Here is an 11,688-nt window from a genome sequence, read left to right as displayed (position 1 = left end):
CAATGAGGTGAGTATGAATGGCTAAGAAGAAATCACCAGGTACATTAGCGGAAAATCGTAAAGCAAGACATGATTATAATATTGAAGACACGATTGAAGCGGGAATCGTATTACAAGGTACAGAAATAAAATCGATTCGCCGAGGTAGTGCTAACCTTAAAGATAGTTATGCGCAAGTTAAAAACGGTGAAATGTATTTGAATAATATGCATATAGCACCATACGAAGAAGGGAATCGTTTTAATCACGATCCTCTTCGTTCTCGAAAATTATTATTGCACAAGCGTGAAATCATTAAATTGGGTGATCAAACACGTGAGATTGGTTATTCGATTGTGCCGTTAAAGCTTTATTTGAAGCATGGACATTGTAAAGTATTACTTGGTGTTGCACGAGGTAAGAAAAAATATGATAAACGTCAAGCTTTGAAAGAAAAAGCAGTCAAACGAGATGTTGCGCGCGATATGAAAGCCCGTTATTAAGCGATTTAGTTGCTTAATCGGGCTATATTTGATATAGTTATATGTGCTTTTGTAAATTACAAAAGTATGATTTGTTTGATTTATTATTTCGGGGACGTTCATGGATTCGACAGGGGTCCCCCGAGCTCATTAAGCGTGTCGGAGGGTTGTCTTCGTCATCAACACACACAGTTTATAATAACTGGCAAATCAAACAATAATTTCGCAGTAGCTGCCTAATCGCACTCTGCATCGCCTAACAGCATTTCCTATGTGCTGTTAACGCGATTCAACCTTAATAGGATATGCTAAACACTGCCGTTTGAAGTCTGTTTAGAAGAAACTTAATCAAGCTAGCATCATGTTGGTTGTTTATCACTTTTCATGATGCGAAACCTTTCGATAAACTACACACGTAGAAAGATGTGTATCAGGACCTCTGGACGCGGGTTCAAATCCCGCCGTCTCCATATTTGTAGCCTACAACTTTTGTGGATGTGGGCTTTTTTATTATGTGTTTTTCAGGGGATAATGCATTGCAGAATTTGTTGTGAGTATTGATATAGCAGTGTTTGTATAGGTGTTTATTTGATGGAGGAAAGAGTAATAAGTGATTATGAATTAGTTTTTGAGATATAAGGGGACAGTGATGTGTGTCAAATAAGTGTCAAAAAAGTTGGATTCTGAGTTTTACATTCAACATTGTTCATGAAGAAACTTCTTTATACGCAAAAAATTCTCCATGTTATATATGTCAATATAAAAATGTGAATCGTCTACACTTAATTGGATAAATGGCTACTGAAAAAGAACTTTTCATTTTTGTTACGTCACTAAGTGGGTGTAGTTATAAAGAGATGAGCCGAGTTTTGATATTTTCATTAGAATCAATATGCCTATTAACACAATCAGCAATAGTTGACGAGACGGAAATAAAAGAAGTCGTAGTTAAGAAATGCATTTCACAACATACCATTGTAGCCATTTTTATTGTTTTGGATGATAAACTCTTTTTGGAATTTTTAGTTTTTATAATTTGCAACTACACTACTTCTTTTACTAATATTAATGTCTAAGTAATCGATAAAAAATTTTCCATTGAATAAATGAGAAGTTAAAAACTTTACTTAACCTTTCTCATTGCATTTTCCTATTCACGATTTTAAGAACCCAACATACTACAAACGAATTTTAAAAGGCGAGAGTAAAGCTTACTTGTTTATTATACATATTTAAAATCCAAGAGTCAGAACAGACTACTCCTCTTTATAACTATAAAAAATAGCTATGAAAAAATCTATCGTCATAGATTCCTTCATAGCTAATCTTAGTATGTTTATTTTTATTTTAGGATGCTATTTATCAACTCAACATATAACTCACTATTTTTATAACCTTCTAATATATCATTAACTTGTCTAATAGGTATTTCTGGTACTTCTCTAATGTTTTCCAATTTTGTTTTAAATTGTTTTTTTGTTATTTGCTCTTTATTTGTAGCCAATTGGAACAAGTAAGAATCTAGCATATTAATTTCTTTATATGAATACATATATCTTAATAACACTAAATCTCTAGTTTTTAAGTTAGGCGCTAGTTCTTCTTGTAATTGTTCTATTGATTGTTTCATTAATAACAATCTCATTTCTAATTCTTCATTATTCATTTTATCACACTCTTTTTATATTAATGCTTGACCAACTTGGGAAACCCAAAACCCTATGCTTCTTGCAGTAGAATCTTTAATACCAGTTCCCATCAATGCTTGTGAAACTTGACCTTGTACATTTCCCCATGTAGCCTCTTCTTGTTTTAATGCATTATTCAATGCGGGATTTACAAATTTATCCCATCTTTTTTTTATGATTTTCCGGCACGGGGACTGATTTCTTTAACACCATTAAACACAGATTTTTTATTTTTAATCATAGCTTTATAGTATCATGTTGGCTAAGCTATAAATAAGTCAGTTTCTCTAAAAATTAAATAACTGAATGTAAGACAATCAACAAACCAAATTTATACTTCATCTAAACCACTGTGGTCGTCATCTTTTTGCTTTTCTTTTTCTTTCTCTCGTTCTTGTTCTTTTTTGTACTCTTCTTCAAATTCTTTTTCTTTCTTTTCTACTTCTTCTCTTGTTTCCGCTCTATGAGAAAAATCTTCGGTTTTGAGTTTACTAAATTTGAATGATTTAGAATCAACTGTTTTATCTTCTGAGTATTTATGGACATTTAAATTAATATTTCCATCACCTCTTAACTCATAGATAAACATGGCTTGTGCAGTTTTGCCTTTTTTAATTTGATCTTGGTTATGTTCTGTCCAATCTTTATATTTTTTATCACTTAAAAGATAACCATCTCTTAATTTATTTACTGTATTTTTATCATCTTGAGTGATATTAATATAGTCATGAGAAATAGAAGATGGATTTAAATCTTTATCGTCTTTTTTAGCAGTAATTTCCATTTTAAAAGCGATATATTTCTTTTTCTCATCTTTTTCATTGATGATAAACGGTTCTTTTATTTTAGCTTCAAATTTGTCACTAACAATAGTATCGCCTTTAATTTTTATATCCATATTTTTTTTGCTTTTAAATTCTTTAAGTTCTTCATTTAATTCTTCATTGTCATTTTCTTTCTTTTTGTGACTAGTGCTCTCTTTTTTTGCACTATCTTGATGATGTCCACAAGCACCTAAGATAAGTGTACTTGCTAATAATATCCCCATTACTTTTTTCATTTAACATGTCTCCTTTATTTCGCAAAAATTTATTTTAAAAACTCTAAATGACTTATCATTTTGAGTAATTAAACAAAGTTGATATTTTGTGAGATTCTAAGATGATATTAAATAATTCTTGTAATAATGATTCTATGTATTGTTGCAATAAATTAATGAAACTATAATTACTAATATTATATTACTTTTATTGATAGAAATATATTACTTTTTTAAAAAACTTGTAATATATCGAAAGATTTAAATGTAAAATTTTGATTTGTTAAGAAATTACGTTTGTAAAAATAAAAAAATCAACTTATTTGTATGAGATAAATATGTATTGAAGAAGAAGTGTTATTAATTTGGAAAATACTGGTCAAAGATGGGAGCTCTTAAAAGCGTTATTGTATTTTTTAGTCAATACAAATAGATTGCCGTAATAATAATCGTACTTGATGGTTAAAAAGTTACTTAAGGCTATAAAGCAAAACTTTTTATATGAGCAGTCGAATATAACGTTTAAAATGATTGTTTTTGGATATAAACGATTAAGTAAAATGCTTTTTCAGTTTGAAATTAATCATATAAATTTCTTATGGGAAGGTTGATATCTTAATGATTAATATTATTTCAGCTATAGGATCTATTGGAACATTTATTATGGCTTTATTTTATTTTGTATCAGTTTCAGTTCAACTTTATCAAATGAAAATTAGCTTTCTGCCAGCTTTAGGTTTTAACCAAATTTTATTAGAAAGGGAGGAGGATCAACTTAATATAATGAATTCGGCAACAGAAGAGCATCATCATAAAGATTATATTAAACTATATAATTTAGGTGGCGGTGCTGCTAAAAAAATTGCAATAGAGGTTTTATTGGGTAATGATAAAGTCATTCAGAAAAAATACGTGAATATTTTACCTAGTAAAGAAGGGTACATGTTACCAATTAATAAAAATGTGTACGAAGAATTAGAAAGAACGATTGAGAACAATGGTTATGAAGCTGATTTGAATGTACGTATGACTTATTATCATAATGTAAGTCGCAAACAACAGGAAGTTATATTAAAAGGTCAAATCGACCGTTTTAATACTTATAATAATAAAGAAATTTATGATTTGCAGTTTATCTAAAAATTGATTTAAGAGGGTAGTTGTTTATTGCGAAAAATATCATTCAATTTTAATGAAATAATGGCGTCATTACTATAAAATATTACTTTATGTTGTAATGCATTTTTCTATAAGATAGAACTAAAAGGAGGGGCAAAGATGCAAATTAGACAAATACATCAACATGACTTTGCTCAAGTTGACCAGTTAATTAGAACGGCATTTGAAAATAGTGAACATGGTTATGGTAATGAATCAGAGCTAGTAGACCAAATTCGTCTAAGTGATACGTATGACAATAACTTAGAAATAGTAGCTGTTCTTCAAAACGAAGTTGTAGGGCACGGTTTACTAAGTGAAGTTTATCTTGATAACGGAGCACAACGGGAAATTGGATTAGTGTTAGCACCTGTATCTGTTGATATTCATCATCAAAATAAAGGTATTGGGAAGCGATTGATTCAAGCATTAGAACGAGAAGCAATATTAAAAGGATATAATTTTATCAGTGTATTAGGATGGCCGACGTATTATGCCAATCTAGGATATCAACGCGCAAGTATGTACGACATTTATCCACCATATGATGGTATACCAGACGAAGCGTTTTTAATTAAAGAATTAAAAGTGAACAGTTTAGCGGGAAAAACAGGTACCATAAATTACACATCTGCTTTTGAAAAAATATGATTTCAAGCTAGGATTACATTAGGCAGAGTTCATATTAATAATATAAATTGTTTGCAATGAAATCGTACGTTGTCGTTTGCAATTTATAAAATAGCAATAAATAAAATGTTTGTTAGGAAAGTATTATTGTGGATAATAAAAAATCGATACAAATTAATTGCTATAATGCAATTTTAGTGTATAATTGCATTAATGGAGATTAAATATATCTTTAAAGGGTATACAGTTAATATAAAATGACTTTTTAAAAAGAGGGAATAAAATGAATATGAAGAAAAAAGAAAAACACGCAATTCGGAAAAAATCGATTGGCGTGGCTTCAGTGCTTGTAGGTACGTTAATCGGTTTTGGACTACTCAGCAGTAAAGAAGCAGATGCAAGTGAAAATAGTGTTACGCAATCTGATAGCGCAAGTAACGAAAGCAAAAGTAATGATTCAAGTAGCGTTAGTGCTGCACCTAAAACAGACGACACAAACGTGAGTGATACTAAAACATCGTCAAACACTAATAATGGCGAAACGAGTGTGGCGCAAAATCCAGCACAACAGGAAACGACACAATCAGCATTAACAAATGCAACTACGGAAGAAACTCCGTTAACTGGTGAAGCTACTACGGCAACGAATCAAGCTAATACACCGGCAACAACTCAATCAAGCAATACAAATGCGGAGGAATTAGTGAATCAAACAAGTAATGAAACGACTTCTAATGATACTAATACAGTATCATCTGTAAATTCACCTCAAAATTCTACAAATGCGGAAAATGTTTCAACAACGCAAGATACTTCAACTGAAGCAACACCTTCAAACAATGAATCAGCTCCACAGAGTACAGATGCAAGTAATAAAGATGTAGTTAATCAAGCGGTTAATACAAGTGCGCCTAGAATGAGAGCATTTAGTTTAGCGGCAGTAGCTGCAGATGCACCGGCAGCTGGCACAGATATTACGAATCAGTTGACAGATGTGAAAGTTACTATTGACTCTGGTACGACTGTGTATCCGCACCAAGCAGGTTATGTCAAACTGAATTATGGTTTTTCAGTGCCTAATTCTGCTGTTAAAGGTGACACATTCAAAATAACTGTACCTAAAGAATTAAACTTAAATGGTGTAACTTCAACTGCTAAAGTGCCTCCAATTATGGCCGGAGATCAAGTATTGGCAAATGGTGTAATCGATAGTGATGGTAATGTTATTTATACATTTACAGACTATGTTGATAATAAAAACGATGTTAAAGCAACACTAACTGTTCCTGCATACATTGATCCAGAAAATGTAACGAAAACAGGTAATGTAACATTGACAACTGGCATAGGAACCAATACTGCTAGTAAGACAGTTTTAATCGACTATGAGAAATATGGACAATTCCATAATTTATCAATTAAAGGTACAATTGATCAAATCGACAAAACAAACAATACGTATCGTCAAACGATTTATGTCAATCCAAGTGGAGACAATGTTGTATTACCAGTGTTAACTGGTAATCTAATTCCTAAGAGTAATAGTAATGCTTTAATAGATGCCAACAATACTAATATTAAAGTTTATAAAGTGGATAATGCTAATGATTTATCTGAAAGTTATTATGTGAATCCTAGCGATTTTGAAGATGTAACTAATCAAGTTAGAATTTCATTTCCAAATGCTAATCAATACAAAGTAGAATTTCCTACGGACGATGACCAAATTACAACACCGTATATTGTAGTTGTTAATGGCCATATTGATCCTGCTAGTACAGGTGATTTAGCACTACGTTCGACATTTTATGGTTATGATTCTAATTTTATATGGAGATCTATGTCATGGGACAACGAAGTAGCATTTAATAACGGATCAGGTTCTGGTGACGGTATCGATAAACCAGTTGTTCCTGAACAACCTGATGAGCCTGGTGAAATTGAACCAATTCCAGAGGATTCAGATTCTGACCCAGGTTCAGATTCTGGCAGCGATTCTAATTCAGATAGCGGTTCAGATTCGGGTAGTGACTCTACATCAGATAGTGGTTCAGATTCAGCAAGCGATTCAGATTCAGCAAGTGATTCAGATTCAGCGAGTGATTCAGATTCAGCGAGTGATTCAGATTCAGCAAGTGATTCAGACTCAGCAAGTGATTCAGATTCAGCAAGTGATTCAGACTCAGCAAGTGATTCAGATTCAGCGAGCGATTCAGATTCAGCGAGTGATTCAGATTCAGCGAGTGATTCAGATTCAGACAGCGATTCAGACTCAGACAGTGACTCAGATTCCGATAGTGACTCAGACTCAGATAGCGACTCAGATTCCGATAGTGACTCAGACTCAGACAGCGATTCAGATTCAGATAGTGATTCAGATTCAGATAGCGATTCGGATTCAGATAGTGACTCAGATTCAGATAGCGACTCAGATTCAGATAGCGATTCAGATTCCGACAGTGACTCAGATTCCGACAGCGATTCAGATTCCGACAGTGACTCAGACTCAGACAGTGATTCGGATTCAGATAGCGATTCAGACTCAGACAGTGACTCGGATTCAGATAGCGATTCCGACTCAGACAGTGACTCAGATTCCGACAGCGATTCAGATTCCGACAGTGACTCAGACTCAGACAGTGATTCGGATTCAGATAGCGATTCAGACTCAGACAGTGACTCGGATTCAGATAGCGATTCCGACTCAGACAGTGACTCAGATTCCGACAGCGATTCAGATTCCGACAGTGACTCAGACTCAGACAGTGATTCGGATTCAGATAGCGATTCAGACTCAGACAGTGACTCGGATTCAGATAGCGATTCCGACTCAGACAGTGACTCGGATTCAGATAGCGATTCTGACTCAGATAGCGATTCAGACTCAGACAGTGACTCAGACTCAGACAGCGATTCAGATTCCGATAGCGATTCAGATTCCGACAGTGACTCAGACAGCGATTCAGACTCAGACAGTGACTCGGATTCAGATAGCGATTCTGACTCAGATAGTGACTCCGACTTAGACAGCGACTCAGATTCAGATAGCGATTCAGATTCCGACAGTGACTCAGATTCGGATAGCGATTCAGAATCAGATAGTGACTCCGACTCAGGTTCTAACAATAATGTAGTGCCGCCTAATTCACCTAAAAATGGTACTAATGCTTCTAATAAAAATGAGGCTAAAGATAGTAAAGAGCCATTACCAGATACAGGTTCTGAAGATGAAGCGAATACGTCACTAATTTGGGGATTATTAGCATCATTAGGTTCATTACTACTTTTCAGAAGAAAAAAAGAAAATAAAGATAAGAAATAAGTAATAATGATATTAAATTAATCATATGATTCATGAAGAAGCCACCTTAAAAGGTGGCTTTTTTACTTGGATTTTCCAAATATATTGTTTGAATATAATTAATAATTAATTCATCAACAGTTAATTATTTTAAAAAGGTAGATGTTATATAATTTGGCTTGGCGAAAAAATAGGGTGTAAGGTAGGTTGTTAATTAAGGAAAATTAAGGAGAAAATACAGTTGAAAAATAAATTGCTAGTTTTATCATTGGGAGCATTATGTGTATCACAAATTTGGGAAAGCAATCGTGCAAGTGCAGTGGTTTCTGGGGAAGAGAATCCATATAAATCTGAGTCATTGAAATTAAATGGGAAAAGAAGCACTACAATAACTAGTGATAAATATGAAGAAAATTTAGATATGTTAATATCGTCATTATCATTTGCAGATTATGAAAAATATGAGGAACCAGAATACAAAGAAGCAGTTAAAAAGTATCAACAAAAATTTATGGCTGAAGATGATGCATTAAAAAAATTTTTTAGTGAAGAGAAAAAAATAAAAAATAGAAATACTAATACTAATACATCAAATTATCTGGGGTTAACACACGAAAGATATGAGTCAATTTATAATTCATTAAAAAAACATCGTGAAGAATTTTCAAAAGAAATCGAAGAAATTAATAATAAAAATCCAGAGTTAAAAGAATATAACAATGAGGAACAAACTAAAGCTGATACGGAATTAAACACTCTTGAAAATCAAGTACTAATGATAGGTTATACATTTTATCACTCGAATAAAAATGAAGTAGAAGATTTATATAACAAATTAGATATGATTCTTGGTTATAAAGATGAAGAGAGAAAAAAGAAGAGGGCTACCAATCAAAGAATGTTCAATAATAAAAAAGAGGATTTAGAAACTATTATTGATGAATTCTTTGGAGAAATTGGACAACAAAGGCCAACATCTATACCAACATTAGCGCCTAAAGAAGAGAAAGAAACAAATACTAATAATGCTAATAAATTAAAGTATGACACTGAAGCAGCAAAAACTGACGAATCAAAAAGAAGTAATCGAAGTAAAAGAAGTTTAGATTCTCAAAATTATAAATCTGTTTCAAAAGAAGTAACTGCAGAGCAAAAAGCTGAATATGAAAAAAGAGCTGAAGAAAGAAAAGCAAGATTTCTAGATAGACAAAAAAGTAAAAAAGAACCGGTTGTATCATTAGAATACGATTTTGAACACAAGCAACGTTTTAATAACGCAAATGACAAACAACTTGTTGTTTCTGCACCAACAAAGAAACCAACAACACCGACTACATATACTGAAACAACGACTCAGGTACCAATGCCTACAGTTGAGCGTCAAACTCAGCAACAAATCGTTTACAAAACACCAAAACCATTAGTTGGATTAAATGGTGAAAGTCATGATTTCACAACAACGCATCAATCACCAACAACTTCAAATCACACGCATAATAATGTTGTTGAATTTGAAGAAACGTCTGCTTTACCTGGTAGAAAATCAGGATCACTGGTTGGTATAAGTCAAATTGATTCTTCTCATCTAACTGAACGTGAGAAGCGTGTAATTAAGCGTGAACACGTTAGAGAAGCTCAAAAGTTAGTTGATAATTATAAAGATACACATAGTTATAGAGACCGATTAAATGCACAACAAAAAGTAAATACATTAAGTGAAGGTCATCAAAAACGTTTTAATAAACAAATCAATAAAGTATACAATGGCAAATAATTAATGCATGGCTGCAAAGCAAATAATGAGTTTGTCGAAAAAATAATAACATTTTAAACTAGCAATAAATAATATCTAAGTTATCATTTCAATGATGCAATCTAGTATAGTCCACATTCTAAACAGGTGTGGACTATTACTTTTTTCACTTTATATTACGAAAAAATTATTATGCTTAACTATCAATATCAATAATTAATTTTAAGCTGAAAAACAATAAAAATGTTAAGACAACGTTTACTTCAAGTTAATTATTATACTGAAAATTCTGGTATATAATGCTGTTAGTGAATATAACAGGAAAATTAAATTGGTTATAATATTGAGTCTATATAAAGGAGAAATAACAGATGAAAAAGAAATTATTAGTTTTAACTATGAGCACGCTATTTGCTACACAACTTATCAATTCAAATAACGCTAAAGCATCAGTGACAGAGAGTGTTGACAAAAAATTTGTAGTTCCAGAATCAGGAATTAATAAAATTATTCCATCTTACAATGAATTTAAAAAAGCACCAAAAGTAAATGTTAGTAATTTAACTGACAATAAAAACTTTGTAGTTTCTGAAGACAAATTGAATAAGATTTCGGATCCTTCAGCAGCAAGTAAAATTGTAGATAAAAACTTTGCCGTACCAGAATCAAAGTTAGGAAACATTGTACCAGAGTACAAAGAAATCAATAATCGCGTGAATGTAACAACAAACAATCCAGCTTCACAACAAGTTGATAAGCATTTTGTTGCTAAAGGCCCAGAAGTAAATAGATTTATTACGCAAAACAAAGTAAACCACCACTTCATTACTACGCAAACCCACTACAAGAAAGTTATTACTTCATACAAATCAACACATGTACATAAACATGTAAATCATGCAAAGGATTCTATTAATAAACACTTTATTGTTAAACCATCAGAATCGCCTAGATATACACATCCATCTCAATCTTTAATTATCAAGCATCATTTTGCAGTTCCTGGATATCACGCGCATAAATTTGTTACACCAGGGCATGCTAGCATTAAAATTAATCACTTTTGTGTTGTGCCACAAATAAATAGTTTCAAGGTAATTCCACCATATGGTCACAATTCACATCGTATGCATGTACCAAGTTTCCAAAATAACACAACAGCAACACATCAAAATGCTAAAGTAAATAAAGCATATGACTATAAATACTTCTATTCTTATAAAGTAGTTAAAGGTGTGAAGAAATATTTCTCATTTTCACAATCAAATGGTTATAAAATTGGGAAACCATCATTAAATATCAAAAATGTAAATTATCAATATGCTGTTCCAAGTTATAGCCCTACACACTACGTTCCTGAATTTAAGGGTAGCTTACCAGCACCACGAGTATAAAAATTGGCACTAAGTTTACGAGATATGATAAATACCTATTATTTTAAATATAGTCTACAATCTATGTGGTTGTAGGCTGTATTTTTTGCAGTTTATCAATAAACACCCATCAACAAATTATACCGTTTTTCTACTTTGAAAGTTGGAAGTAACATAATCTTAAATAAATATATTATTAATTAAGATAAATATAATACTCAAGATTATTGTTAATAGTTTGTTCATCGCAAGTTAATTATTGTTTCTAAAATATTGGTATATAAT

Annotated in this window: 10 protein-coding genes and 1 other RNA gene; 8 read left to right on the top strand and 3 right to left on the bottom strand. The window is 32.1% G+C overall.

What is annotated here, in order from left to right; genetic code table 11:
* Positions 1–17 precede the first annotated feature (17 nt).
* Together smpB and ssrA are read left to right on the top strand one after the other, a co-directional pair.
* Positions 18–482: an SsrA-binding protein SmpB gene (gene smpB, locus IDG64_RS00955; RefSeq protein WP_001085185.1), complete on the top strand. Its 465-nt coding sequence runs from the start codon at positions 18–20 to the stop codon at positions 480–482.
* 90 nt (positions 483–572) lie between these two features.
* Positions 573–934, top strand: a transfer-messenger RNA (tmRNA) gene (gene ssrA / locus IDG64_RS00950).
* Between the two features lie 869 nt (positions 935–1,803).
* Here the strand turns inward: ssrA and IDG64_RS00945 are convergent.
* The 3 genes from IDG64_RS00945 to IDG64_RS00935 form a co-directional block, all read right to left on the bottom strand.
* Positions 1,804–2,127: a hypothetical protein gene (locus IDG64_RS00945; RefSeq protein ID WP_001058299.1), complete on the bottom strand. Its 324-nt coding sequence runs from the start codon at positions 2,125–2,127 to the stop codon at positions 1,804–1,806.
* Between the two features lie 15 nt (positions 2,128–2,142).
* Positions 2,143–2,289: a hypothetical protein gene (locus IDG64_RS15105; RefSeq protein WP_001057759.1), complete on the bottom strand. Its 147-nt coding sequence runs from the start codon at positions 2,287–2,289 to the stop codon at positions 2,143–2,145.
* Between the two features lie 191 nt (positions 2,290–2,480).
* The gene (locus IDG64_RS00935) at positions 2,481–3,209 is read right to left on the bottom strand and encodes a DUF5067 domain-containing protein (protein ID WP_000757406.1); all 729 of its coding nucleotides are present in this window, start codon (positions 3,207–3,209) and stop codon (positions 2,481–2,483) included.
* 434 nt (positions 3,210–3,643) lie between these two features.
* Here IDG64_RS00935 and IDG64_RS00930 point away from each other — a divergent pair, with 434 nt between their 5' ends.
* The 6 genes from IDG64_RS00930 (at position 3,644) to emp (ending at position 11,424) form a co-directional block, all read left to right on the top strand.
* Positions 3,644–3,799 carry a hypothetical protein gene (locus tag IDG64_RS00930; RefSeq protein WP_001790158.1) on the top strand — a complete coding sequence of 52 codons (156 nt, stop codon included), beginning with the start codon at positions 3,644–3,646 and terminating at the stop codon, positions 3,797–3,799.
* Between the two features lie 7 nt (positions 3,800–3,806).
* Complete coding sequence (locus IDG64_RS00925; protein ID WP_000608182.1) at positions 3,807–4,328, top strand: hypothetical protein; 522 nt, start codon at positions 3,807–3,809, stop codon at positions 4,326–4,328.
* A 138-nt stretch (positions 4,329–4,466) separates the two neighbouring features.
* On the top strand, positions 4,467–4,997 hold the full coding sequence (locus IDG64_RS00920; protein ID WP_001167158.1) for a GNAT family N-acetyltransferase: 531 nt from the start codon (positions 4,467–4,469) through the stop codon (positions 4,995–4,997).
* A gap of 262 nt (positions 4,998–5,259) precedes the next feature.
* The gene (gene clfA / locus IDG64_RS00915; RefSeq protein WP_206171273.1) at positions 5,260–8,298 is read left to right on the top strand and encodes an MSCRAMM family adhesin clumping factor ClfA; all 3,039 of its coding nucleotides are present in this window, start codon (positions 5,260–5,262) and stop codon (positions 8,296–8,298) included.
* Positions 8,299–8,518: 220 nt separating this feature from the next.
* Complete coding sequence (vwb, locus tag IDG64_RS00910) at positions 8,519–10,051, top strand: von Willebrand factor binding protein Vwb (RefSeq protein WP_064288702.1); 1,533 nt, start codon at positions 8,519–8,521, stop codon at positions 10,049–10,051.
* A gap of 350 nt (positions 10,052–10,401) precedes the next feature.
* Complete coding sequence (gene emp / locus IDG64_RS00905; protein WP_000728072.1) at positions 10,402–11,424, top strand: extracellular matrix protein-binding adhesin Emp; 1,023 nt, start codon at positions 10,402–10,404, stop codon at positions 11,422–11,424.
* Positions 11,425–11,688 lie beyond the last annotated feature (264 nt).

This window comes from Staphylococcus sp. EG-SA-15 (assembly GCF_017151895.1).
In the GTDB taxonomy this organism is placed as follows: domain Bacteria; phylum Bacillota; class Bacilli; order Staphylococcales; family Staphylococcaceae; genus Staphylococcus; species Staphylococcus aureus.
This window is presented reverse-complemented; position numbering and strand designations above follow the sequence as displayed.